This is a genomic window from Arthrobacter sp. ISL-5, assembly GCF_018613835.1.
GTDB lineage: Bacteria > Actinomycetota > Actinomycetes > Actinomycetales > Micrococcaceae > Arthrobacter.
In genome coordinates this window covers 115,802-139,407 of the sequence record NZ_JAGGPM010000023.1, presented here as the reverse complement: position 1 = coordinate 139,407, position 23,606 = coordinate 115,802, and the positions used below count along the sequence as shown (strand labels likewise).

At 66.7% G+C, this 23,606-nt stretch carries 21 protein-coding genes and 1 tRNA gene; 10 read left to right on the top strand and 12 right to left on the bottom strand.

Features of this window, described 5'->3' with window-relative positions:
* Positions 1 to 2: 2 nt before the first annotated feature.
* The 4 genes from thrC to argS are packed head-to-tail and all read right to left on the bottom strand — an operon-like array spanning position 3 to position 5,557.
* Positions 3 to 1,109 (bottom strand): threonine synthase, encoded by a 1,107-nt coding sequence (gene thrC / locus J7I89_RS12235; RefSeq protein WP_104136235.1) that lies wholly within the window; start codon positions 1,107 to 1,109, stop codon positions 3 to 5.
* Positions 1,110 to 2,426 (bottom strand): homoserine dehydrogenase, encoded by a 1,317-nt coding sequence (locus J7I89_RS12230; protein ID WP_214970515.1) that lies wholly within the window; start codon positions 2,424 to 2,426, stop codon positions 1,110 to 1,112.
* Complete coding sequence (gene lysA / locus J7I89_RS12225) at positions 2,427 to 3,902, bottom strand: diaminopimelate decarboxylase (protein ID WP_214970513.1); 1,476 nt, start codon at positions 3,900 to 3,902, stop codon at positions 2,427 to 2,429.
* Between the two features lie 5 nt (positions 3,903 to 3,907).
* Positions 3,908 to 5,557 (bottom strand): arginine--tRNA ligase, encoded by a 1,650-nt coding sequence (argS, locus tag J7I89_RS12220; protein WP_214970511.1) that lies wholly within the window; start codon positions 5,555 to 5,557, stop codon positions 3,908 to 3,910.
* A 172-nt stretch (positions 5,558 to 5,729) separates the two neighbouring features.
* Here argS and J7I89_RS12215 point away from each other — a divergent pair, with 172 nt between their 5' ends.
* From J7I89_RS12215 to J7I89_RS12190, 6 genes are all read left to right on the top strand, one after another.
* Positions 5,730 to 6,203: an FMN-binding protein gene (locus J7I89_RS12215; RefSeq protein ID WP_214970509.1), complete on the top strand. Its 474-nt coding sequence runs from the start codon at positions 5,730 to 5,732 to the stop codon at positions 6,201 to 6,203.
* Positions 6,204 to 6,257: 54 nt separating this feature from the next.
* Positions 6,258 to 7,130: an FAD:protein FMN transferase gene (locus J7I89_RS12210; RefSeq protein WP_214970507.1), complete on the top strand. Its 873-nt coding sequence runs from the start codon at positions 6,258 to 6,260 to the stop codon at positions 7,128 to 7,130.
* Entirely contained in the window at positions 7,127 to 8,686 is a 1,560-nt protein-coding gene (locus tag J7I89_RS12205; RefSeq protein WP_214970505.1) for a ferredoxin--NADP reductase, read from the top strand. The genes J7I89_RS12210 and J7I89_RS12205 overlap by 4 nt, the downstream gene beginning before the upstream one ends.
* A gap of 105 nt (positions 8,687 to 8,791) precedes the next feature.
* A tRNA-Arg gene (locus J7I89_RS12200) sits at positions 8,792 to 8,864 on the top strand.
* 145 nt (positions 8,865 to 9,009) lie between these two features.
* The gene (locus J7I89_RS12195) at positions 9,010 to 10,053 is read left to right on the top strand and encodes a M4 family metallopeptidase (protein ID WP_214970502.1); all 1,044 of its coding nucleotides are present in this window, start codon (positions 9,010 to 9,012) and stop codon (positions 10,051 to 10,053) included.
* A 63-nt stretch (positions 10,054 to 10,116) separates the two neighbouring features.
* Complete coding sequence (locus J7I89_RS12190; protein WP_214970499.1) at positions 10,117 to 10,431, top strand: protealysin inhibitor emfourin; 315 nt, start codon at positions 10,117 to 10,119, stop codon at positions 10,429 to 10,431.
* A 30-nt stretch (positions 10,432 to 10,461) separates the two neighbouring features.
* On the opposite strand, the gene J7I89_RS12185 is transcribed toward J7I89_RS12190, so the two are convergent.
* Positions 10,462 to 11,430 (bottom strand): GlxA family transcriptional regulator, encoded by a 969-nt coding sequence (locus J7I89_RS12185; protein WP_214970497.1) that lies wholly within the window; start codon positions 11,428 to 11,430, stop codon positions 10,462 to 10,464.
* Positions 11,431 to 11,511: 81 nt separating this feature from the next.
* Between J7I89_RS12185 and J7I89_RS12180 the strand changes: the two genes are divergently transcribed.
* On the top strand, positions 11,512 to 11,679 hold the full coding sequence (locus tag J7I89_RS12180; RefSeq protein WP_181038383.1) for a hypothetical protein: 168 nt from the start codon (positions 11,512 to 11,514) through the stop codon (positions 11,677 to 11,679).
* A 159-nt stretch (positions 11,680 to 11,838) separates the two neighbouring features.
* Complete coding sequence (hrpA, locus tag J7I89_RS12175) at positions 11,839 to 15,810, top strand: ATP-dependent RNA helicase HrpA (protein ID WP_214970496.1); 3,972 nt, start codon at positions 11,839 to 11,841, stop codon at positions 15,808 to 15,810.
* A 19-nt stretch (positions 15,811 to 15,829) separates the two neighbouring features.
* Here the strand turns inward: hrpA and J7I89_RS12170 are convergent, their stop codons facing one another.
* The 3 genes from J7I89_RS12170 to J7I89_RS12160 form a co-directional block, all read right to left on the bottom strand.
* Complete coding sequence (locus J7I89_RS12170; protein ID WP_214970494.1) at positions 15,830 to 16,258, bottom strand: HIT family protein; 429 nt, start codon at positions 16,256 to 16,258, stop codon at positions 15,830 to 15,832.
* Complete coding sequence (locus J7I89_RS12165) at positions 16,255 to 17,433, bottom strand: NAD(P)-dependent alcohol dehydrogenase (RefSeq protein ID WP_214970492.1); 1,179 nt, start codon at positions 17,431 to 17,433, stop codon at positions 16,255 to 16,257. Before J7I89_RS12165 ends, J7I89_RS12170 begins: the two co-directional genes overlap by 4 nt.
* A gap of 85 nt (positions 17,434 to 17,518) precedes the next feature.
* Entirely contained in the window at positions 17,519 to 18,358 is an 840-nt protein-coding gene (locus J7I89_RS12160) for a sulfurtransferase (RefSeq protein WP_214970491.1), read from the bottom strand.
* 162 nt (positions 18,359 to 18,520) lie between these two features.
* Between J7I89_RS12160 and J7I89_RS12155 the strand changes: the two genes are divergently transcribed.
* A complete protein-coding gene (locus J7I89_RS12155; protein WP_214970489.1) occupies positions 18,521 to 19,603 on the top strand; it encodes a PLP-dependent cysteine synthase family protein in 1,083 nt (360 codons plus the stop codon).
* On the opposite strand, the gene J7I89_RS12150 is transcribed toward J7I89_RS12155, so the two are convergent.
* A complete protein-coding gene (locus J7I89_RS12150) occupies positions 19,600 to 20,256 on the bottom strand; it encodes an MBL fold metallo-hydrolase (RefSeq protein WP_214970487.1) in 657 nt (218 codons plus the stop codon). The two genes, J7I89_RS12155 and J7I89_RS12150, sit on opposite strands and share 4 nt — an antisense overlap.
* 95 nt (positions 20,257 to 20,351) lie before the next feature.
* On the opposite strand from J7I89_RS12150, the gene J7I89_RS12145 reads away from it, so the two are divergent.
* On the top strand, positions 20,352 to 20,864 hold the full coding sequence (locus J7I89_RS12145) for a Fur family transcriptional regulator (RefSeq protein ID WP_214970484.1): 513 nt from the start codon (positions 20,352 to 20,354) through the stop codon (positions 20,862 to 20,864).
* On the opposite strand, the gene J7I89_RS12140 is transcribed toward J7I89_RS12145, so the two are convergent.
* Genes J7I89_RS12140 through J7I89_RS12130 form a run of 3 tightly spaced genes read right to left on the bottom strand, consistent with a single transcriptional unit; the run spans position 20,848 to position 23,503 of the window.
* Entirely contained in the window at positions 20,848 to 21,723 is an 876-nt protein-coding gene (locus J7I89_RS12140; protein WP_214970481.1) for a metal ABC transporter permease, read from the bottom strand. The two genes, J7I89_RS12145 and J7I89_RS12140, sit on opposite strands and share 17 nt — an antisense overlap.
* Positions 21,723 to 22,538 carry a metal ABC transporter ATP-binding protein gene (locus J7I89_RS12135; protein WP_214970478.1) on the bottom strand — a complete coding sequence of 272 codons (816 nt, stop codon included), beginning with the start codon at positions 22,536 to 22,538 and terminating at the stop codon, positions 21,723 to 21,725. Before J7I89_RS12135 ends, J7I89_RS12140 begins: the two co-directional genes overlap by 1 nt.
* Positions 22,535 to 23,503 (bottom strand): metal ABC transporter solute-binding protein, Zn/Mn family, encoded by a 969-nt coding sequence (locus J7I89_RS12130; RefSeq protein ID WP_214970475.1) that lies wholly within the window; start codon positions 23,501 to 23,503, stop codon positions 22,535 to 22,537. Before J7I89_RS12130 ends, J7I89_RS12135 begins: the two co-directional genes overlap by 4 nt.
* Positions 23,504 to 23,606: the final 103 nt, after the last annotated feature.

Here is a 23,606-nt window from a genome sequence, read left to right as displayed (position 1 = left end):
GGCTATTTGTCTTCCAGTCCCAGTTCGGCGGCAACCGTGACGACGTCGTTGGACACCTTGACCGGCTGCACGTCACTGCCGTCTTCGGTCCGCAGCGCCCACTGGGGGTCCTTCAGCCCGTGGCCGGTGACGGTGATGACAATGGTCTTGCCGGAGGGCACCTCGCCCGCAGCGTGCTTCTTCAGCAGGCCCGCCACGCCGGCGGCGGAGCCGGGCTCCACGAAGACGCCCTCCTTGGCGGACAGCCAGCGGTGCGCGGCAAGGATCTCGTCGTCCGTCACGGCATCGATAAAGCCGCCGGATTCATCGCGGGCCGCGATGGCGCCGTCCCACGACGCAGGATTGCCGATTCGGATGGCCGTGGCGATGGTGTCCGGCTCGGTGATGGGGTGGCCGGCCACAAACGGTGCGGCACCGGCGGCCTGGAATCCCCACATCTGGGGGGTCCTGGTGGAAACAGCGGGAAGGGTACCGGCAGTCTCCGACTCGAACGGCGCGGAGTACTCCTTGTAGCCCTTCCAGTACGCCGTGATGTTTCCTGCGTTGCCCACGGGCAGCACGTGGATGTCCGGGGCGTCGCCAAGGGCGTCCACGATTTCGAAGGCGCCCGTCTTCTGGCCCTGGATGCGGGCCGGGTTGACGGAGTTCACCAGGAAGACCGGGTAGGACTCTCCCAGCTTGCGGGCGATGTCCAGGCAGTTGTCGAAGTTGCCGTCCACCTGCAGCAGGGTGGCTCCGTGCGCGATCGCCTGGCTGAGCTTGCCCATGGAGATCTTGCCCTCTGGCACCAGCACGGCGCACTTCAGGCCGGCTGCGGTGGCGTAGGCCGCGGCCGAGGCCGAGGTGTTTCCGGTGGAGGCGCACACCACGGCCTTGGCACCTGACGCCACTGCGGCGGTCATGGCCATGGTCATGCCGCGGTCCTTGAAGGATCCGGTGGGGTTCATGCCCTCCACCTTGAGGTACACCTCTGAGCCGGTCAGCTCGGACAGCTTCTGCGCGTGGACCAGCGGCGTGCCGCCCTCACCGAGGGTGATGACCTTGGTGGATTCCGTTACGGGCAAACGATCAGCGTATTCGCGGATGACACCGCGCCATTGGTGAGCCACTTAGACTCCTTCTACCCGCAGTACGGATGTAACGGAATTGATGACGTCAAGGCCCTTGACGGCCTCGACGGTTGCTGCCAGTGCAGCTTCGGTTGCGCGGTGCGTGACGATCCGCAGTTCGGCCGATTCCACGTTGGAGTCGGCGTCACGGTGGATGGTCTGGCGCATGATCTCGATGGACACGCCGTGCTCCGCGAAGAGCTGGGCGATCTTTGCCAGGACACCGGGCTGGTCGGCGACGTCCAGGCCGATGTAGTAGCTCGTGTTGACGGCGTCGATCGGCAGCGCGGGAACCTGGCCATTGGTCGTTTCGACCTGCGCCGGTCCGCCGAGGACAATCCGGCGGGCGGCGGAGACAAGGTCGCCCACCACGGCCGACGCCGTCGGAGTGCCGCCGGCTCCCTGGCCGTAGAACATCAGCTCTCCGGCGTTCTCGGCTTCGACGAAGACGGCGTTGAACGCGCCGTGCACGGCGGCCAGCGGGTGCTCGCGCGGCAGCAGGGTTGGGTGCACGCGGACGGAGACACCGTCGCTTCCGTCGGCAGCGGTCAGTTTCTCTGCGATGGCCAGCAGCTTGATGACGAACCCGGCGTCCTTGGCGGCGGCGATGTCTGCGGCGCTGACTCCCGTGATGCCTTCGCAGTGGACGTTCTCGAGGTCGAACCGGGTGTGGAAGGAAAGCGACGCGAGGATGGCGGCCTTGGCGGCGGCGTCAAGGCCGCCGACGTCGGCCGTGGGGTCAGCTTCGGCATAGCCGAGCCGCTGGGCCTCCGCGAGGGCATCGGCGAACTGGGCGCCCGTGGTGTCCATCTGGTCCAGGATGAAGTTGGTGGTGCCGTTGACGATGCCGAGCACGCGGGTGATGCGGTCGCCGGACAGGCTGTCGCGGATGGGCCGCAGGATGGGGATGGCGCCGGCCACGGCTGCTTCGTAGGACAGCTGTACGCCCGCTTTGTCCGCCGCTTCGTAGAGCGTGGGGCCGTCCTGGGCCAGCAGGGCCTTGTTCCCGGTGACCACGCTGGCGCCGTTCCGGATGGCGGCGAGGATCAGGGTGCGGGCAGGTTCGATGCCGCCCATCAACTCGATGACCAGGTCGGCGTCCTTGACCAGGGTTTCGGCATCGGTGGTGAACAGCTCGCGCGGGAGCTCCACGTCACGTTTGGTGTCCAGGTTGCGCACGGCGATGCCGGTGAGCTGCAGGTGGGCGCCGGTCCGGGGCGCCAGGTTCTCAGCGTCGTCAATGAGAATCCGCGCGACCTGGGCCCCAACGTTGCCACAGCCCAGCAGGGCTACTTTCAGGGTTCGCAATTCAGTCATTCAGACTCCCATGTCGCGGTTCAGCAAATCTTCTTCGGTTTCCCCGCGGACAATCAGCCGGACGGATCCATCGCGCACAGCGACAACGCCCGGCCGGGCCAGATAGTTGTAGTTGCTTGACAGGGCCCAGCAGTAGGCGCCGGTACCCGGTACAGCGAGCAGATCACCGGCTGCCACGTCCTCGGGCAGATATACATCTCTAACAACTATGTCGCCGCTCTCGCAATGTTTGCCCACTACGCGGGACAGCTGCGGAGCCGCTGCGGAGGTCCTTGAGGCCAGAATCGCAGAATAATCCGCGTCGTACAGCACCGGACGGGCGTTGTCGCTCATGCCCCCGTCCACCGACACATAGCGGCGCGGGTGCGTAACGTTTTCCCCCGCGGATTCCGCGTCACCGTTGGCGGGAGCGTCGACGCGGACGGTCTTCAGGGTGCCCACCTCGTACAGCGTGAAGGTGCTGGTGCCCACGATCGCCCGGCCCGGTTCGATGGAGATCCGCGGTGCGGAAATGCCCAGCTCAGCGCATTTTGAGCGGACGACGGCGGCCATCGCCTGCGCGATTTCGGCTGCCGGGCGGGGCGTGTCCACCGGAGTGTAGGCGATGCCGTAGCCGCCGCCGAGATCGAGCTCTGGGAGCTGGATCGAGTACTTCACCTGCATCTCGGCGAGGAAGCCCAGGAGTTTCTCGGCCGCAAGGGCAAAGCCGTCGGGTTCGAAGATCTGCGAGCCGATGTGGCAGTGCAGTCCCAGCAGTTCGATGCCGGGATAGCTCGTGGCCGCGGCCACAGCCTCCTCGGCCGCCGACAGCCCTGACTGCTCCGTGGAGTCCTCTGCCATGGACAGGCCGAACTTCTGGTCTTCATGGGCGGTGGCGATGAACTCGTGGGTGTGGGCGTGCACTCCGGGAGTCAGCCGCAGCATGACCTTGGCGGTCTCGCCCCGGCCGGAGGCGATTTTGGCCACACGTTCCAGCTCGTCCAGGCTGTCCACCACGATGCGGCCGAGCCTCATGTCCAGGGCCCGGGAGATCTCGGCATCGGACTTGTTGTTGCCGTGCAGGCCGAGGTTGGCGCCGTCGATGCCGGCGCGGGCAGCCACGGCCAGTTCACCGCCGGAACAGGTGTCGAGCCGCAGGCCTTCCTCAGCCACCCACGTGGCCACGGCCGTGCAGAGGAAGGATTTGCCGGCGTAGTAGACGTCCACTCCCCCGCAGATGTCGGCAAAGGCCTCGTCGAAGGCATCCTTGAAGGAGCGTGCGCGGGCCCGGAAGTCGGACTCGCTCATGACGAACAGCGGCGTGCCGAACTGTTCCTTCAGCGCGCTGACCGGAATGCCGTCGAGGGCCAGTTCGCCGTCGTCGTTCCGCTCCACTCCGGCAGCCCACATGGGCGGGTGCAGGGCGTTCAGGTCAGCCGGCACCGCGAGCCAGTCCGGGGCGAGCGGCGAGGACTGGTTCAATGCATGCGCGGTCATTCAGTTCACATCCGTTCCGGCGCGGAAACGCCAAGCAGGTCCAGGCCGTTGGCGAGCACCTGGCTCGTGGCGTCGTTGAGCCACAGGCGGGTGCGGTTGAGGTCGGTGACGGCCTCGTCGCCCAGCGGGGCAACGCGGCAGGCGTCGTACCACCGGTGGTAGGCCCCGGCGATGACCTCAAGGTGGCGGGCCACCCGGTGGGGTTCGCGGAGTTCCGCGGCCTTGGCCACGATGGACGGGTAGCTGCCGAGGTAGGACAGCAGCTCATTTTCCGTCGGGTGGTGCAGGAGCGAGGCGTCGAAGGCGCTGCGGTCCACGCCGGCGGCCACGGCGTTGCGGGCGGTGCCGCGGGAGCGGGCGTGGGCGTACTGCACGTAGAAGACCGGGTTCTCGTTTGAGTGCTTCTTGAGCAGCTCCGGGTCCAGGGTGAGGGGCGAATCGGCCGGGAAGCGGGCCAGGGAGTAGCGCACGGCGTCCTTGCCCAGCCAGGAGATCAGGTCCTTGAGCTCGATGATGTTGCCAGCGCGCTTGGAAAGCTTGGCGCCGTTCACCGAAACGAGCTGGCCGATCAGCACCTCGATGTTGACCTCGGGGTCATCCCCCGCGGCGGCGGCGATGGCCTTGAGCCGGTGGATGTAGCCGTGGTGGTCGGCACCCAGCAGGTAGATCTTTTCGGTGTAGCCCCGGTCCTTCTTGGACAGGTAGTAGGCGGCGTCCGCGGCGAAGTAGGTGGGTTCGCCGTTCGCGCGGATCATCACGCGGTCCTTGTCATCGCCGAAGTCCGTGGTGCGCAGCCAGACGGCACCGCCGTCGTCGAACACGTGGCCCTGCTCGCGCAGGCGGGCGACGGCGCTCTCGATTGCGCCGGCGTCGTGCAGTTCCTGCTCGGAGAAGAACACGTCGAAGGAAACGCCGAAGTCCGCCAAGGTGTCCTGGATGTCCTTCAGCTGGGCCTGGTAGGCCGCCGCCCGGATAACCGGGAGGGCCGCAACGTCCGTCAGTTCACGGATGTCCGGGTGCCGGGTCAGTACCTCATGGCCGAGGTCGCGGATGTACTCGCCCGGGTAGCCGCCCTCGGGCACGTCCCGGCCGTGGAGGCGCGCCAGGACGGAGTTGGCGAACACGTTCATCTGGGTGCCGGCGTCGTTGATGTAGTACTCGGCCGTGACCTGCGCACCGGAGGCGCGCAGCACGCGGGCGATCGAATCACCCAGAGCCGCCCAGCGGGTGTGCCCGATGTGCAAGGGCCCGGTGGGGTTGGCGGAGACGAACTCCATGTTGACCGTGTGGCCTGCGAGCGCGGAGTTGGTGCCGTACTCCGGGCCGGCCTCCACGATGGCTTTGGCGAGCGTCCCGGCTGCTGCCGCGTCCACGGTGATGTTAAGGAAGCCCGGACCGGCTATGTCTACGGCCGTGACGCCGTAGATCTCCTTGAGCCGCGTACTGAGGATGGTGGCGAACTCCCGCGGGTTGGTACCCGCCTTCTTGGCCAACTGCAGGGCGATGTTCGTTGCCCAGTCGCCGTGCTCCCTGTTCTTGGGTCGCTCCACCAGGACGGCGTCGGGAACCGCCGACTCGGAAAGGGCGATGTCGCCGGCTGCAACGGCGTCCTTCAGGCAGGAGGATATGGCGAGGGAGAGTTCTTCGGGAGTCACACTCCTAGCCTACCGGGGGCCCCGCCATGTGGCGGAATCCAGAGGGGCCCAGGCCCCCTCGACGGCCCCCTCGCCGTCACAGCCAATGCTAGGGAAATTCACAGTTTGAACCTTTAACCTATTGTGAGCGTCATCCACCCGGTAGTGCCCGTACAAACGAAACGAGACACCCGTGAAGCCTTCCGTCCGCAAAAGCGTCTTCGCCGGCATAGCCGGCCTGTCCCTCGCCGGCACGGTGGCCGGCTGCGCGCCTTCGGCCCAGCAGCCCGCCGCCCAGGAAACCCAGACCTCCGAATCGTCGGCCACGGCGGCACCGAGCTCGTCCTCCAGCGCATTGGCGACGTCCGGCGCAGGCTACAAAGACGGCACCTACAGTGCCGACGGCACCTACAAATCGCCGAACGGCACGGAAACCGTGGGTGTGCAGCTCACGGTGGCCAACGGAACGGTGTCCGCCGTCGAGATCACCGAGCACCCGTCCAACCCGAACACGCGCAAGTTCCAAGGACAGTTCGCGAGCGGAATCGCGGACCAGGTGGTGGGCAAGAGCCTCGACGAGATCAAGGTCTCCAAGGTGGCGGGTTCATCCCTGACCAGCGGCGGCTTCAACCAGGCCGTCGAAGAGATCAAGACCCAGGCACTGTAACCGGCTGCGGGGCGGCATGGGAGAGTGGACTTGAACCGCAGGCAAAGGAGACCCATGCCGCACCCGGGCTGGCACAACTTCAACTTTGAAGGAATAGGGACCAGCTGGGAGATTTCCACTCCCGAACCGCTGGGGCCGGCACCTCGCAGTCATGTGCTCGCCGAGGTGGAGCGATACGACTCCACGTGGTCGCGGTTCCGCGGCGATTCCCTCGTGTCCCGCATGTCCGCCCGGCCCGGCCATTTCGAGTTTCCGGCCGAAGCCACGGCGCTGGCCTCGGTGTATCGGATCCTGTATGCGCTGAGCAACGGCGCCATGACCCCGCTCATCGGTGGCAGCCTGGAACAGCTGGGGTACGGACCCGGCTATTCCCTCCGGCCACACGGCGCCGCCACAGCGCCGCCCGCCTGGGATGACGTCCTGGAATGGCGCGGCACCTCAGTGACGGCCAAGGCTCCCGTCGTGCTGGACATCGGCGCGGCCGGAAAAGGCCAGCTGGTGGACCTCCTGGCCGAAGTGCTGCGTGGCCACGGCGTCACCGAGTTCTTCATCGACGCGAGCGGCGACCTCCTGAACAGCGGAAGCCCGTCGGTGACAGTGGCGCTCGAGCATCCGTACGACTCCAGCAAGGCGATCGGCACGGTCCCCCTCGGCACCGGCGCCCTGTGCGCCTCGGCTTCGAACCGCCGGGCCTGGGGTGACGGCCTCCACCATGTACTGGACGGCACTACCGGCGCCCCGGTGCGGACGGTCGTGGCCACCTGGGCCATGGCCGGAACCGCGATGGAGGCCGATGCCCTTGCCACGGCCCTGTTCTTTGTCCCCGGCGAGGTGCTGGAGCGCCATTTCCGGTTTTCCTGGCTTAAGGTCTTTTCCAACGGCAGTGCGGAATACTCCGCGGAATTCGAAGGGGCGCTGTTCACATGAGTTCCATAACCTCCCGGCCGCGGACCTCGCCAGTCACGGCGCTGGATGCCTTCCTGGGCCGCTTCACCATGTACCGGCTGGTGCTGCTGGTTCTTGCCGCCCTGGCCGTCTACAGCCTTGTCCTCGACGCCCTTGGCTGGCTGACGTTCGGGATTCCCCACCTCCTCGCCCACCTGGCCCTGTGCGTGGGGCTGACCTATGCGTCCAACCGGGCACTGGCTGCCCTGTTCCGTGTCCGCCCGCACTCGGAGTCATCGCTGATCACCGGGCTGCTGCTCTATTTCCTGTTCTGGCCCACCCTGTTCGGTCCGACGTTCGCCGCCGTGGATCTCGCCGGAGTGGCACTGGCCTGCGTGCTTGCGTCCGCCTCAAAATATGCGCTCGCGTGGCGCGGACGGCATATTTTCAATCCCGCAGCTGCGGGCGCGTTCATCACGGGCCTGACCGGGCTGAATATTGCCACCTGGTGGGCGGGGACCCCGGCGATGCTTTGGCTGCTGGTTCCCGGTGTCCTGCTGGTTCTCTACCGGACCCGGAAAATGCTCATGGCCGCGGTCTTCACCGTGGTGGCCACGTCCATTGTGGCGGCCGGGCTCCTGCAGTCAGGGGTGGACCCGGGCGGTGCCGTGTGGCAGCCCCTGGCGCAGAGCCCCGTAATTTTCTTCGTCGGGTTCATGCTCACTGAACCGCTGACGCTGCCGCCGCGGCGGTGGCAGCAGCTGGTGCTGGCCGCCGTCGTCGGAATCCTCTTTGCAACGCCCTTCAACTTCGGCTTCGTCGCGAACTCCCCCGAGCTGGCACTGCTGGTCGGCAACCTGCTGGCGTTCCTGGCCGGTCAGCGGGGAAGCGTCCGGCTGCTGTTCAGGCACTCGCGCCGGCTCACACCGACGACGACGGAATTTGTCTTCGAGCCGCGGCGCCCCCTCCGCCACGCCCCCGGCCAGTACCTGGAGCTGGACCTGCCGCATGCGAAGCCGGACGGAAGGGGCCGGCGCCGGGTCTTCAGCCTGACAAGTCCCCCCGATGCGCCGCACGTGAAGATCGGCGTGGGCACTGCCGAACCCGTCTCCGCCGCCAAGCAGAAGCTCCTGGCGCTCAAGCCCGGAGATGAACTCACCGCCACCACAGTGGCCGGGGATTTTGTCCTCCCGCGGCGATCCAAAGACCCCGTCCTGCTGATCGCAGCGGGAATTGGGATCACACCGTACCTTGCGCACCTCTCCGACGGCTCGGCCCCGGAGCGGGACGTCGTCCTGCTCTACCTCGCCCGCAACGCCTCCGAGCTCGCCTATGCGGCCGAACTGAAGAACTCCGGAGCGCGCATCATTGCCCGGCTTGCCGACGGATCCACTCCACCGGACTTCATCGAGGACGCAGGCGCAGTTGCGGAGACGGGAGCCAGGCTGGACGGCCCGGCGCTGCAGCATCTGGTCCCCGACATTGCGCGTCGCAGGGTTTACATATCGGGTTCACCGGCCAGTGTGGGCTCCCTGCGCCGGGCAGCGCGGCAGGCCGGTGCCCGGCGGATCCAGGTGGACTCGTTCGCAGGTTACTGACGGCCGGGGCTGACACGGACCGCGGACCGGGGCCGGTTTTCCATTCAGGCCCACCTTCCTGCTAAGCTCTAGGACGTCCGGCCGGGAACGGCAGGATCCCTGACTGCCCTCGTAGCTCAGGGGATAGAGCGTCTGCCTCCGGAGCAGAAGGTCGTAGGTTCGAATCCTATCGAGGGCACAAATGAACCCCGCCGCTTCCAGCAAGTGGCGGGGTTTCCTGTCTCCCGGGGCTTTCCGTCTCTTGAGGGCGCTTTGTCTTGTGGGCGCATTGCCGTCAGTGCGCCTGAAGAGAATTGTCCGTGGCCGCTCGTAGGCTGATCTGCATGTTCTGCTCAATCGTTCCGCCTTACATGCTGCGACGCCTCGCCGCCCAGGATTCGCCCCGGTTCTCTGCTGTTGCCAGGGCCGCCAAGGAAGCCCTGAGGCACGTCAGGGCCGTCCAGGCGGCCCGCGCTGCCACCGCGGCCGAGGCTCCCCCGGGCATCCGGCAGCTGCGGCCGGGCCCCGTCAACAGGTCCGTCTTCGACGCCAAGTCCGGGGAGTCGCTCCCTGGCCTTCTCGTCCGCAAGGAAGGCGAGGCAGCCACCGGCGATCCTGCCGCTGACGAGGCCTACGACGGCCTGGGCCATACGCACAGCCTGTACGCCGACGTCTTCGGGCGGAATTCCATCGACGACCGGGGAATGCCCCTTAACGCCACGGTCCACTTCGGCAAGCTTTATGACAACGCGTTCTGGGACGGCCAGCAAATGGTCTTCGGCGACGGCGACGGCGAAATCTTCGAACGCTTCACACGTTCCCTCAGTGTGATCGGCCATGAGCTGGCCCACGGTGTGACCCAGTTTTCGGCCGGGCTCGCCTACCGGAACCAGGCCGGCGCCATCAACGAGTCCCTGTCCGACGTCTTCGGTGCCCTGGTTGAGCAGTATGTCCGGAAGCAGTCCACCGCAGATGCCAGCTGGCTGATCGGCGAAGGCCTCTTCACGCCCCAGGTCGAAGGCTCGGCCCTGCGATCCATGAAGGCGCCCGGGACCGCGTACGACGACGACGTCCTGGGGAAGGACCCGCAGCCTGACTCCATGGACTCCTATGTCCGCACGAGCGCGGACAACGGCGGCGTCCACATCAACTCCGGCATCCCCAACCGGGCATTCTGCCTCGTTGCGCTGGCATTGGGCGGCAATGCGTGGGAGGCGCCGGGGCAGATCTGGTACGACACTCTGACGGGCGGCTCCCTGCCTCCGACGGCCACGTTCACCGTCTTTGCCAAGGCGACGGCGGCATCGGCCCGGGAACTGTTCGGTACCGAGTCCGCGGAGCATGACGCCGTGCGCAAGGCGTGGGAAACTGTGAAGGTAAAGCTCTAGCTGACCGCCGGGAGGGCGGGCCAGTCTCCCTCCCGGCAGCCGCGGAAACCCAGGAAGCTTGCCATGAAGATCACAGTCGAGCGCAGCGGAGGGATTGCCGCGCTGACCCGTACGTGGACAGTCCTAGCCAATACGTCCAGCGACAAGAACCACTGGCAGCCCATCGTCGAAGCCTGCCCGTGGGATGCCGTGCCCGACTCCCGGCAGATTCAGGACGGACAGCCCGACCGGTTCATGTATTCCATCCGCGCCGGGGAACACCGTGCCACCCTCCCGGAGCGGGCCGTGACCGGGCCGTGGCGGGTGCTGGTGGACACCACCAGGGCCGCAGCGGAGGCATCGCCCGCCGGACGCGCGCGGGGCGGATTCCACTCCTAGCCGGCTTGCTCTCCTGGCCTGTTTCCGACCCTAGCCCGCCGGCGCCAGCTGACCGCGGAACGCCCTGCGGTAGGACTGCGGGCTGGTGTCCAGCACCTTGGCGAAATGGTGCCGGAGCAGCACCGGGTGGCCGAATCCGGACTGCCTCGCCACTTCATCGATGTTCAGTTCCGTGGACTCGAGAAGCTCCTGAGCCCGCAGCACACGCTGGGAATTGAGCCATGCCGCCGGAGTGGCGCCCGTCTCGGCACGGAACCGGCGGGCAAATGTCCTCGGCGACATGTGCACGCGGGCCGCGAGTTCATGGACGGGATGTTCGTCATCCAGGTTCTGGACCATCCACCGCAGCAATTCCTCCATGGGCTGCGAGCCGCATTCAGGCATGGGGCGGTCGATGAACTGGGCCTGCCCGCCGTCGCGGTGCGGAGGAACCACCATGTCCCTGGCTATTGCGGCCGCCACTGCCGCGCCGAACTCGACCCGGACGAGGTGCAGGCAGGCATCGATGCCGGCGGCCGTTCCGGCGCTCGTGATGATCCGGTCGTCCTGGACATACAGGACGTTCTCGTCCACCAGCGCCTTCGGAAACTGCGCTGCAAGTTCACCCGAGTAGTGCCAGTGCGTGGTGCAGCGGCGTCCGTCGAGGAGCCCGGCGCGCGCCAGCGCAAACGCGCCGGAGCAGATGGACATCACCCAGGCGCCGCGCTCGTGGGCCGACCGAAGGGCATCGAGCACCTCCTCGGGAACGTCGTCCTCCCGGCCGTAGGGCGTCATGATGACGAGATCGGCGTCCGCCGCAGCTTCAAGGCCGCGGGTGACGCTCATGGTGAGGCCTGACTTGAGCGGGATATCGCCCGGGACGGGAGCACAGACCCGGAAATCAAACTGCGGCACACCGGTCCCCCGGTCCGACCTGTCAATGCCGAACACTTCAAAAGCAGTGCCGAACTCGAAGATCGAGAAGTGCGGAACCGTGATCAAGGCTACTGACTTAAGCATGTATCCATTGTGGCAGAAATTATCTCTTTTTAGGCATTTCTGCCACTTCTTTCTGATCTTCCCTAAGAGAACCATAGAGGTATGGAAATCTTCGGAATCGCCCTCGTAGTCCTGGTCCTCATCTCAGTAGCCGCAACGTTCACCGCCGTCCTGCGGGACGGACGCGGCCACACCCCGCCCGAGTATTCGATACGGGACTGGTCAGCACTCGACCTTCCCAGCAGCAGTTACACCACCCGCATCATCTAGTTGAGCGCGGATAGAACACAACCGTCCACCCACCCACAACAGCCAAGAGGGACCCGGCTCCATCCGAGCCGGGTCCCTCGTTCTGTTGCGACCTGTTGCGATCCGGCCCATTTCGGCTGCCGTGGCGTGCTACCAGTTCCAAGTAGACTGGTTCCAGCCATGACTTTTCATATCGCCTACCCCGCCGAGCTGCCGGTTTCCGAGCGCCGCGAGGACCTGATGGCCGCCATAGCGGCCAACCAGGTGACCATCATCGCCGGTGAGACCGGTTCGGGTAAGACAACCCAGATTCCGAAGATGTGCCTTGAGCTGGGGCTGGGCGAGAACGGCCTGATCGGCCACACCCAGCCGCGGCGCCTGGCCGCCCGCACGGTGGCAGAGCGCATTGCCTTCGAACTCGGCGTCGAGATCGGCCAGGAAGTGGGCTTCCAGGTCCGGTTCACGGGCGAGGTCAGCCGGTCCACCAAGGTCAAACTGATGACCGACGGCATCCTGCTGGCGGAGATCCAGCGCGACAAGCTGCTGCGCAAATACAACGCCATCATCATCGATGAAGCCCACGAGCGCAGCCTCAATATCGACTTCATCCTCGGGTACCTCAAGCGGATCCTGCCGCAGCGCCCGGACCTGAAAGTCATCATTACCTCGGCCACCATCGACCCCGAGCGCTTCGCGAAGCACTTCAGCTCCGAGGACGAGCCCGCCCCCATCGTTGAAGTCTCCGGGCGCACGTTCCCGGTGGAGATCCGCTACCGGCCGCTGTCCCAGCCGGCGCGGGGCGCGGCTTCCGGTGATGATGAGGACATCTCCTCCGACGACGAACTCGAGGAGGACCGGGACCCGCTGGACGCGGTATGCGACGCCGTCGACGAGCTGGCCCTGGAGGCGCCCGGCGACATCCTCATCTTCTTCTCCGGCGAACGCGAAATCCGCGACGCCGCGGAAGCCCTGAACGCCAGGATCCAGTCCAACCGGCGCCTCGCCGGCACCGAGGTGCTTCCGCTCTTTGCCCGCCTAAGCCTGCAGGAACAGCACCGCGTCTTCAACCCGGGCAGCAAACGGCGGATTGTCCTGGCCACCAACGTTGCCGAGACCTCCCTCACCGTGCCCGGCATCAAGTACGTCATTGACACGGGAACTGCCCGCATCTCGCGCTACTCGCACCGCACGAAGGTGCAGCGGCTGCCGATCGAGCGGGTTTCGCAGGCTTCGGCCAACCAGCGCTCCGGCCGCTGCGGCCGTGTTTCGGACGGCATCGCCATCCGGCTCTATTCCGAAGAGGACTTCGAATCCCGGCCCTTTTACACGGACCCGGAGATCCTGCGCACCAACTTGGCCGCCGTCATCCTGCAGATGACAGCCATGGGCGTGGCGCGCGGCCCCAAGGACATCGAAAACTTCCCGTTCGTGGAGCCGCCCGACTCCCGCGCCATCAACGACGGCGTCACCCTGCTCCGGGAGCTCGGCGCCTTGTCCGCCGCGCGCGCAGGCGACGGCACTGCCGATACCGGAGGCGACAGCCCAGGCCGCAACGCCGGCGGGCTCACCGCCGTCGGGCAGAAACTGGCGCAGCTTCCGGTCGACCCGCGGCTGGGCCGCATGATTGTCGAAGCCGGAAAACGCGGCTGCGTCCGGGAAGTCATGATCCTGGCCGCGGCGCTCACCATACAGGACCCGCGCGAGCGCCCCCAGGGGGACGGCTCAGGCAAGCAGCAGCTGGCCGCCGAAAAGCACGCCCGCTTCCGCGATGAGAACTCGGACTTCACCGGCTTCCTGAACCTCTGGAACTACATCCAGGAAAAGCAGCAGGAACTCTCGTCCACGCAGTTCCGCAGGCTCTGCCGGAACGAGTTCATCAATTACCTCAGGGTCCGCGAATGGCAGGACCTGTTCGCGCAGCTCCGGCAGCTTGCCCGCCCGCTCGGCATCAGCCTGGACAACAAGCGGCAGGCGGACCCGGTGGGCAACCACGAGGGCGTCCACATCAGCCTTTTGTCCGGGCTCCTGAGCCACATCGGCATCCTCGACGAACGCAAGCGGGAATACGCCGGAGCCCGCGGCACCCGCTTCGCCGTCTTCCCCGGCTCGGCGCTGTTCAAGAAGTCGCCCACGTTCGTCATGGCCGCGGAACTCGTGGAGACCAGCCGGCTGTGGGCCCGGGTTGCCGCGAAGTTCGAGCCGGCCTGGGCGGAACAGGTGGCACCGCACCTCGTCAAGCGCAGCTACAGTGAACCGCACTGGTCCACCAAAATGGGCTCGGTCATGGCCTATGAGAAGGTCACGCTCTACGGCGTGCCCATCATCGCGCAGCGGCGCATTAATTACGGCAGAGTCGATCCCGTCCTGGCCCGGGAGCTCTTCATCCGGCATGCGCTGGTCGGAGGCGACTGGAAAACCCACCACAAATTCTTCCACCGCAACCGTGCGCTCCTGCACGAAGTGGAGGAACTCGAAGCGAGGATGCGCCGGCGCGACCTGCTCGTGGACGACGAAACCCTCTTCGAGTTCTACGACGCCAGGGTGGGCAAGGACGTCGTTTCGGAGCGGCACTTCGACAAGTGGTGGAAGGAAGCCCGGCAGCAGGACCCGGCGCTGCTGGACTTCGACCAGTCGCTGCTTTTGAGCGACGACGCCGACGCCCTCGACGAATCCGCCTATCCGAAAACCTGGCTGCACAAGGGCTTCGAGCTGCCCCTGACCTACGAGTTCCACCCTGTGGCACCGGGATCGCCGCCGAACCCCTCGGACGGCGTCACTGCCGAGGTGCCCGTCCTGTTCCTCAACCAGCTCGATGACGCCGCGTTCCGCTGGCTGATCCCCGGCCAGCGGGTGGAGCTGGTCACCGCGCTCATCAAGTCGCTGCCGAAGCAGATCCGCAAGAACTTCGTGCCGGCCCCGGACGTCGCCAGGCAGGCGGTGGCTGCGCTGGAGGCCGATTTCGATCCGGCCGAGGATGACCTTGAGCCGTCCCTCGAGCTGGTGCTGCGGCGGATCCGCGGGCACATCGTTCCGCCCGGTTCCTGGAACTGGGACGCGATTCCGCCCCACCTCCGCGTCAGTTTCAAGGTGGTTGACAGCCGCGGCAAGGTGCTGGACGAAGGCAAGGACCTGGACACCCTCCAGGAAAGACTTGCACCTGCCACGCGGCGTGCCATCGCGGAATCCCTGGGAGCCACGCCCGCCACTGCCGCGCCGCGGGCCTCGAAGAAGGGCTCGCCGCAGGCCGCCGGGCAGGACGGGCGGCCGCCTGCACCGACCGGATTCGCCGAACAGTCCGGCCTGGCCGAGTGGTCATTCGGCACAGTGCAGCGCGAAGTCAGCGTCACGGTCAAGGGCCACACAGTAACCGGCTACCCCGGACTCGTGGACGAAGGGAAGACCGTGGCCCTGCGGGTCTTCCAGTCCGCGTCCGAGCAGCAGGAGGCCATGCGCGGCGGCGTCATCCGCCTCCTCGCCTTGCGGGTGCCGTCGCCGGACCGCTACGTCCTGGAGCACCTGAACAACACGGAGAAACTGACCTTCAGCCAGAACCCGCACGGATCGGTGTCGGCCCTGATTGCCGACTGCGCCCTCGCGGCAGTGGATAAGCTCACGCCCCAGGAACTCCCGTGGGACAGGGCATCCTTCGACGCCCTGTACGAGCAGGTCCGCGCCGAGCTGATCGACACCGTCTTCAGTGTCACCGCGGTGGTGGAACGCATCCTGGCCAGCACCCGGCGGATCGAAAAGCAGCTGAAGGGCACCACCAGCCTGGCGCTCATCAGCGCGCTCAACGACGTCCGCAGCGAGCTCGAGCAGCTCGTGTTCCCCGGATTTGTCGCCCGGACCGGTTATGCGCAGCTGAGCCAGCTGCCCCGCTACCTCGCCGCCATTGAGAAGAGGCTCGAAAAGCTGCCCGGAAACGTCCAGCGCGATGCGCTCCATATGGCCGCTGTGCAGCGGCTGGAAGATGAATACGACGACGCCGTGTCAGCCCTGCTTCCCGGGCGCCGCGCCGGGGCGGAACTCACCCAGGTCCGGTGGATGATCGAAGAACTGAGGGTGAGCCTGTTCGCCGTCGAACTGGGCACCGCCTACTCCGTCTCCGAGAAACGGATCCGTGCCGTGCTGAACAAGGCGCTGGCGGCCTAGCCCCTCAGGCCGCCAGCGCCTACGCCTCGGGCACGAATTCCCCGTAGCCGGCGCCGCGGAGTCCGGCGCGGAGCTTTTCGGCGTTCGCGTCCAGCAGTGCCGGGTCCGGGTTGTGCTCCGCGGACGCGAAGTCGAAATCGGCCATGCTGTTGGAGGGCCACACGTGGACGTGCATGTGGTTGATCTCGTACCCGGCCACGATGAGGCCTGCCCGGGCGGCACCGAAAACGTCCACCTGCACGGCGCCGATGCGGCGCGCCACTTCCATGACCCGGGCCAGCGTTTCCGGCGCGGCGTCCGTCCACCGGTCCACTTCCTCGGTGGGCACCACGAGCGTGTGACCGTCGGCCAGCGGCCCCATGGTCAGGAACGCGGAAACGTCCGGCTCGCGCCAGACGAACCGGCCGGGGATGTCCCCGTTGAGAATCTTGGTGAACAGCGTGCTCATGCGTCTGCCCTTTCCGCCGGTGCCTGCAGGGTGGATACGTCCAGGACGAAACGATACTTGACGTCGCCGGCGACCATCCGGTCATACGCGTCGTTCAGCTGCTCCGCTCCGACAATCTCGATCTCCGACACCACGCCGTGCTCGGCGCAGAAGTCCAGCATCTCCTGGGTCTCCGCGATGCCGCCGATCAGGGAACCTGCGTACGCGATGCGCCGCCGGATCAGCGCACCGGGGTTGACCGGCGGCATGGCGTCGGAGGGCAGCCCCAGCTGGAACAGCGCCCCGTCCCGGCGCAGCGTCCGGAAGAACGGGTTGAGGTCGTGCGGGGCCGCCACGGTGTCGATGATCAGGTCGATGCTGCGGTTCGCCGCCGCCATCGCGGCGTCGTCGCGGGAGAGGACGACGTCGTCGGCCCCCAGTTCCAGCGCGGCTGAAACCTTGGACTCCGAGGTGGTGAAGACCACCACCCTCGCACCCATGGCCTTGGCCAGCTTGACGGCCATGTGGCCCAGCCCGCCAAGTCCGACGACGCCGACCACGTCGCCTTCCTCAACGCCGAAGTGGCGGAGCGGCGAGAACGTGGTGATGCCCGCGCAGAGCAGCGGAGCGGCCGCCGCGGGGTCCAGGTTTTCCGGCACGCGCAGCACATAGCGGCGGTCCACCACGACGGACGTCGCGTAGCCGCCCTGGGTGATGGAATCGCCGTTGCGGGCGTCCTTCGCGCCGTAGGTTCCCGTCATGCCTCGCTCGCAGTACTGCTCCATACCGTCCAGGCAGCTCTCGCACTCGCGGCACGAGTCCACGAGGCACCCCACGCCCACCAGGTCCCCCGGCGAAAAATCGCCGACGTCGGACCCCACCCGGCTGACCCGGCCAACGATCTCGTGTCCCGGCACCAGCGGGTAGTTCTGGGAGCCCCACTCCCCCCGGGTGGCATGCACGTCCGAGTGGCACAGGCCGCAGAACTCAATGGCAATTTCAACGTCATCGGCCTTGGGCGCCCGCCGGGCCACTGTCAGCGGCACCAGGCCGCCCGTGCTGGAGACCGCCCCGCGGGCGGCAGCCAGGAGCCCCTCCCTCGGGCCTGCGGTTTCTGCGGCCGCCTGTTCGGCAGCGCCTTCATCCAGGGAGATCTTCAGGGCAAGCGGCGGCGGTACGGGGCGTCCAGGAGTCATACGTCGACGCTACCCCGCGCAGCCGGATCAGGGCCAGCCGGGCCATGCCGGCCGGAACGTTCCCGAAGTGGCGTTGCCGCACGAGTCACCCGGGTTCCGGACCCGTCGCCACCGGCCGGGACGCATCGTTGGACCACTCGGAGAAGGATCCAGGGAAGAGCGCCGCGGAGAAGCCGGCGATTTCCAGTGCCGCGATCTCATGGGCGGCCGTAACGCCGCTGCCGCAGTACACCGCCGTCGGCGTCGCTGCGTCGACTCCAAGGCGAGCGAAGCGGACCCGGAGTTCCTCGGTCGGCAGGAAGCGGCCGACGTCGTCAAGGTTCCCGGTGGTGGGAGCGCTGACAGCCCCGGGGATGTGGCCGGCCCGCGGGTCAACCGGCTCTATCTCGCCGCGGTACCGCTCGCCGGCCCGCGCGTCCAGCAGCACACCGCGTGCCGCCCATCCGGCGGCTTCCGCGGCGTCGATCACCGGCATGCCTCCCCCGGTGAGCGTCACGTCGCCCGGGGCCGCCTGCTCGAGGCCGCCCCTGAGCGGGAACCCGGCCCGGCGCCAGGCGGGCAGGCCGCCGTCGAGCAGGTACGCAGTGCCGAAGCCGGCGTTCCGGAGCATCCACCACAGGCGGGCGGCCGACGTGCTGCCGGCATCGTCGTAGGCGACCACGGTGTCGCCCTCGCAGACGCCCCAGCGCCGTGCGGCCCCCTGCAGCTTTTCGGCCGGCGGCAACGGATGCCTCCCCCGGGCAGGCTCCGCAGGTTCCGCCAGCTCGGTGGGAAGGTCCACGTACACCGCTCCCGGAATGTGTTCCCTGAGGTAGTGGGCGCGGCCGTCGGGGTCTCCCAGCGCCCAGCGGACATCCAGCAGAACGGTGCGCTGTCCGGAGGCCATCCGGGCGTTGAGCGCGGACACGTCCATGAGGGTACCCATCAAAATCTCCTTTGGCTTGGATAGACCGCCGCCGGCCCGTCCAACTCTGGCTGCGGGCGGCTCTGGCTCCTTCCAACTCTAGCGCGGGGGCACCTCTAGCGCCGGGCACCTTGACTCGGGGCAAGTCCAATTCCGGGGCCCCTGCACCGGTAGGCTGATTCGGTGAACAGTGCAGGCAACAGGAACCGGGCATGGGCCGACGACGCCGTCCGGAAGATCAATGCGGAAAACAACCGTTCGGCTGACACCCACCTGTATTCCGTGCCGCTGCCGGAGCACTGGGGCGTCCAGCTCTACCTCAAGGACGAATCCACGCACCGCTCGGGAAGCCTGAAGCACCGGCTGGCCCGCTCCCTGTTCCTGTTTGGCCTGGTGAACGGCTGGATCACGGAGGGCACCACGATCGTGGAGGCGTCCAGCGGCAGCACGGCGGTGTCCGAGGCCTACTTCGCGCAGCTGCTGGGCCTGCCGTTCATCGCGGTGATGACGCGCACCACCAGCCCGGAAAAGATTGCGCTGATCGAACAGTTCGGCGGCGCCTGCCTGCTCGTGGACCACGCTTCGGAGGTCTACGCGGCCGCCGCGGAAGTGGCAGCCACGAGCAACGGCCACTACATGGACCAGTTCACCTACGCCGAGCGCGCCACGGACTGGCGCGGAAACAACAACATCGCCGAGTCCATCTTCCAGCAGCTGGCGCTCGAGGAGCACCCGGTTCCGCGGTGGATCGTGGTGGGCGCGGGGACCGGCGGGACGAGCGCCACGATCGGACGGTACCTCCGCTATCACCGCCATGACACATCGCTGGCCGTGGTGGATCCGGAGAATTCAGCTTTCTATCCGGGCTGGCGCAGCGGTTCGGCCGGCTTCAGCACCGGCCTTCCCTCCCGGATCGAGGGAATTGGCCGGCCGCGCATGGAGCCCAGCTTCGTGCCCGCCGTGATCGACCACATGATCCAGGTGCCGGATGCCGCCTCCGTCGCCGCGATGCGGCACCTCCACTCCCTGGCGGACCTTCATGCCGGGCCGTCCACGGGCACCAACCTCTGGGGCGTCTGGCAGCTGATTGCGCAGATGGTCGCCGACGGGCAGCGGGGCAGCGTCGTATCACTGATGTGCGACGGCGGCGACCGCTACGCGGGCAGCTACTACAACCCTGCGTGGCTGGCCGCGCAGGGACTGGATCCTGAGCCGCATGAGGACACCATCAGCGCGTTCTTCAAGACCGGCGCCTGGAACACTTAGACGTCCACGGATTCACGGCTGGAGAGGTGGACGAACTCGGTGCCGTACCTGGCACCCAACCTCTTGACGTGGCCCTCCACCAGGTCCAGGCCCGTACCGTTGAGCAGTCCGTCGTGGATAGGGAATGCCCGCGGCGCGCGGACCCCGATGACAAAGTCCACCACCTCGCTCACCTTGTTCCAGGGCGCGTGGACCGGCACCAGCAGGGTACGCACGCTGATGCCGTCAGGAATGATGAACGAGTCGCCGGGGTGGTACACGTTTTCGTCCACGAGGTAGCCGATGTTGGCCACCACCGGGACTTGGGGGTGGATCAGTGCGTGCTGGCCGCCGAAGCTCCGGATGGAGAAACCGGCGGCGTCGAAGGACGTTCCCGGCTTCACGGCATGCACCCGGGACTCGGCGCCGGGCGCTTCCGTGCGCAGGTTCTGCGCCACGCCCTCCGGCGCGAAGAGCTGCAGCTCCGCATTGCCTTCCAGCGCCGACGCCACGGCCGCCACATCGATGTGGTCCGGGTGCTCGTGCGTGATGAGGACTGCGTGCGCACCGTCGAGCGCTTCGGCGGACTCGGAGAACGTCCCGGGATCCAGCACCAGGACCCGCCCGTCCTGTTCCAGCCGGACGCACGCGTGCGTGAATTTTGTCAGCTTCATGTCGCCAGCCTAGGGATCCCCCCGAGCAGTGTCCACGGAGCTCCGGCTGGTAATCTTGTACATTGCCAATATCCCTTAGCGAAGCGAGTCCATTCATGCCACACGGCGCCAGCGCTGACGGCAGGCAGCTGACCCCTTCGGCGGCAGCTGGCGGCAAAGAGCAGCGTGTCACCAAGCAGCGGCTGGCCGTGAGCGCCGCACTTGACGACCTTGATGACTTCGTCAGCACCCAGGAGCTGTACCGGATACTCCAAAACAAAGGAGTGTCTGTCTCCCTGGCTACGGCCTACCGGATCCTGCAGTCACTGGCTGATGAGGGGCTGGTGGACGTGCTGCGGAACGGCGAAGGCGAGGCCGTCTACCGCCGGTGCGCGGTGACGGTGCACCATCACCACCTGCTGTGCCGGAACTGCGGCAAGGCGGTGGAGGTGGAAGCCCCCGCCGTCGAAACCTGGGCCGCGCGGACCGCGCAGGAGCACGGCTTCACCGAAGTGGCGCATACCGTGGAGATTTACGGCCTGTGCCCCGACTGCTCGGCGCGTAAGGCGGGCACAGCGTCCGGCGCGCCGTCAGGCAGCACTCAGTCGGGCACTAAGCAGTCCGCATAACCCTGCCGTTGAGTCCGCGCTTCGCACGGATGCTTCCGATCACCCTGCACGCCACGTAGATCAGGAAGGACAGCGTGGTTACGTAGGGGCTGATGGGGATGCGCCCGCCGAGCGCCAGGAGAATGCCGCCCACTGTTGCGGCCACGGCGAACACCACGCTCAGGAGCACCACCAGGCGGGGCGACGACGTCACCCTCAGGGCGGCCGCGGCAGGGGTGATCAGCAGGGCAAGGACAAGCAGCGCGCCGACAATCTGGATCGACAGGGCCACGCTGACGCCCAGAAGCACCATGAAGGCCAGCGCCAGCGACCGCACCGGGACGCCGCGCGCCTCGGCGAGTTCGGGATCGACGCTTGCGAAGCTCAGCGGCCGCCAGATGGCGCAAAGCGCAGCCATGACCACCACGGCGGTGCCGGCCAGAACCTGCAGCTGGACCGTGTCCACCGAGACGATCTGCCCGGTCAGCAGGCCGAACTTGTTGGCCGCGCGGCCTTCATAGAGTGACAGGAACAGGATGCCGAGGCCCAGGCCGAACGGCATGATCACGCCGATGATGGAGTTCTTGTCCCTGGCCCGCACTCCCATGAGGCCCAGCAGGAGCGCGGCGGCCACAGAACCGATCAGCGAACCGAACACGACGTCGGCCCCGATGAGGAGCGCGAAGGCCGCCCCGGCAAACGAAAGTTCGGAGATGCCGTGGACGGCAAAGGCCAGGTCGCGCTTCATCACGAACGTCCCCACCAGGCCGCCGAGCAGGCCGAGCACGGCTCCGGCCCAGAGCGAGTTCTGCACCAGGACCAGCAGTTCACCGTAGTTTTCAAAGTTGAACACCGACTGCAGGATGCCTTCCGGGTCCATCAGAGACCCTCCCCCGCGGCAGCATGCGCCTCGTCGTGATGGTGGGTGGTGGCGTCAGGGAGTCCGACGACGACGATCCTGCCGTTCGCGTGGATCACTTCCACGTGGCTGTCGTAAAGCTCGGACAGGACGTCGGTGGTCATGACCTCGTGCGGGGTGCCCACGCTGAACCGGCCTCCGGCCAGGTAGAGGACCCTGTCCACGTAGTCGATAATCGGATTGATTTCATGGGTCACGAAGACCACGGCGCTCTTTTGCTCGTGGCATTGCTTGTTGATGAGGGCGCTGACCGCCTGCTGGTGGTGCAGGTCCAGCGACAGCAGCGGCTCGTCACAGAGCAGCACCTGGGGGTCCGTCGCCAGCGCCTGTGCGATGCGCAGCCTTTGCTGCTCCCCGCCCGACAGCTGCCCTACGGGCACCTTGGCATAGTCACTTGCCCCTACAAGGTCCAGCAGCTCGTCAATCCTGCGGTTGGCCTTTGCGTTCCGCACCCGGACGCCCCAGCGGTGGCCGTCAACGCCGAGCCCCACAAGGTCCCGGGCCCGCATGGGGGTATCCGGGAGGAAGGGCTTCTGCTGGGGGATGTAGCCGATCATCCGGCTGCCCCGTTCCACGGGGTGGCCCCCGAGGGTTGCGTTTCCGGAGTGCAGTTCCTGCAGGCCCAAAAGCACCTTGAGGAAGCTGGTCTTGCCGCTGCCATTGGGCCCAAGGACCGCAAAGAATTCCCCGGGCTTAATGTCCAGGTCCAGGTCTTCCCAGAGCGCCCGCTTGCCAAACTTGAGGGATGCTTTGCGGAGGCTAATGACTGGGGTCAATTCTTGCCCTCCAGGGCTTTGCTGATGTTCCCCACATTGTCCGCCATCCACTGCAGGTACGTCTTGCCGTCAGGCAAAGTCTCGCTGAAATTCACGACGGGGGTACCCGCGGCAGTGGCCGCATTCTTGAGCGCCTCGGTCTGCGGGCCGTCCGTCTGCTCGTTGTAGGCCAGCAATTTGGTGTCCGGCGAGGCTGCCAGCGCCGTGGCAGCCTTCAGGACAGCCGGCGAAACGTCGGTGCCCTCTTCGATGGCGGCGGTGTACGCGGCCGGGGTGCGGTTCTCGAGGCCGGCAGCTTCGAGCAGGTAGAGCGGCACGGGTTCAGTTACGGCGACGCGGGACCCGCCACGGGCCTTTTTGATGGCGGCGAGCTTTCCTTCGAGTTCCGTCAGTCCCGACTTGAAGGAAGCGGCATTTGCCGTGAACTCAGCAGCCGAACCGGGGTCGATCGTTCCCAGTTTCACGGCCACGGCGTCGGCAAGGCGGGACATGGCCTGCGGGCTGTACCAGACGTGTTCGTTGAATGCGCCGTGGTCATGGTCATGGCCGCTTTCCGCCGTCGCGGAAGGTGTGCTGTCAGCTGCGGGGTCCAGCCCTGATACTTCCACGGCGCTGATGATGCTGTCATGCGGGATGTTGTTGTCGTCGGCCATCGTGTGGATGAAGTCGTCGTAGCCGCCGCCGTTTTCGAGCACCAGCTTGGCCTTGGAAATGGCCAGCCTGTCCTGGGCGGTGGCCTCATAGGAGTGGGGGTCCTGGCTGGTCCGGGAAATGATGGCGGTGACATTGACCTTGTTGCCGCCGATGGACTCAACGATTTCGCCGTACACATTGGTCGAGGTGACCACGGGGATGCGGTTGCTTGCAGTCGGTGCGGAGGCTTCCGACGTCGTTCCGCAGGCCGTGAGCAGTAGGCCGAGACCCGCAAGGGCGGCGGTGATGGAAGTACGGACGGTGATGCGCACGGAGGAAACCTCAGTTCTGGGAATGGCATTTTCGGGATCAACAACCCTACCGAGTGTACCGCTAAATAGGAATGATTCCTATTTAGAAATTGGCAGCGGCCGG

Coding starts and splice junctions, on each gene's coding strand:
- J7I89_RS12230 (WP_214970515.1), bottom strand. CDS start 2,426: ATGACTGAATTGCGAACCCTGAAAGTAGCCCTGCTGGGCTGTGGCAAC.
- lysA (WP_214970513.1), bottom strand. CDS start 3,902: ATGACCGCGCATGCATTGAACCAGTCCTCGCCGCTCGCCCCGGACTGG.
- J7I89_RS12210 (WP_214970507.1), top strand. CDS start 6,258: ATGCCGCACCCGGGCTGGCACAACTTCAACTTTGAAGGAATAGGGACC.
- J7I89_RS12205 (WP_214970505.1), top strand. CDS start 7,127: ATGAGTTCCATAACCTCCCGGCCGCGGACCTCGCCAGTCACGGCGCTG.
- J7I89_RS12195 (WP_214970502.1), top strand. CDS start 9,010: ATGTTCTGCTCAATCGTTCCGCCTTACATGCTGCGACGCCTCGCCGCC.
- J7I89_RS12190 (WP_214970499.1), top strand. CDS start 10,117: ATGAAGATCACAGTCGAGCGCAGCGGAGGGATTGCCGCGCTGACCCGT.
- J7I89_RS12185 (WP_214970497.1), bottom strand. CDS start 11,430: ATGCTTAAGTCAGTAGCCTTGATCACGGTTCCGCACTTCTCGATCTTC.
- J7I89_RS12180 (WP_181038383.1), top strand. CDS start 11,512: ATGGAAATCTTCGGAATCGCCCTCGTAGTCCTGGTCCTCATCTCAGTA.
- hrpA (WP_214970496.1), top strand. CDS start 11,839: ATGACTTTTCATATCGCCTACCCCGCCGAGCTGCCGGTTTCCGAGCGC.
- J7I89_RS12170 (WP_214970494.1), bottom strand. CDS start 16,258: ATGAGCACGCTGTTCACCAAGATTCTCAACGGGGACATCCCCGGCCGG.
- J7I89_RS12165 (WP_214970492.1), bottom strand. CDS start 17,433: ATGACTCCTGGACGCCCCGTACCGCCGCCGCTTGCCCTGAAGATCTCC.
- J7I89_RS12160 (WP_214970491.1), bottom strand. CDS start 18,358: ATGGGTACCCTCATGGACGTGTCCGCGCTCAACGCCCGGATGGCCTCC.
- J7I89_RS12150 (WP_214970487.1), bottom strand. CDS start 20,256: ATGAAGCTGACAAAATTCACGCACGCGTGCGTCCGGCTGGAACAGGAC.
- J7I89_RS12145 (WP_214970484.1), top strand. CDS start 20,352: ATGCCACACGGCGCCAGCGCTGACGGCAGGCAGCTGACCCCTTCGGCG.
- J7I89_RS12140 (WP_214970481.1), bottom strand. CDS start 21,723: ATGGACCCGGAAGGCATCCTGCAGTCGGTGTTCAACTTTGAAAACTAC.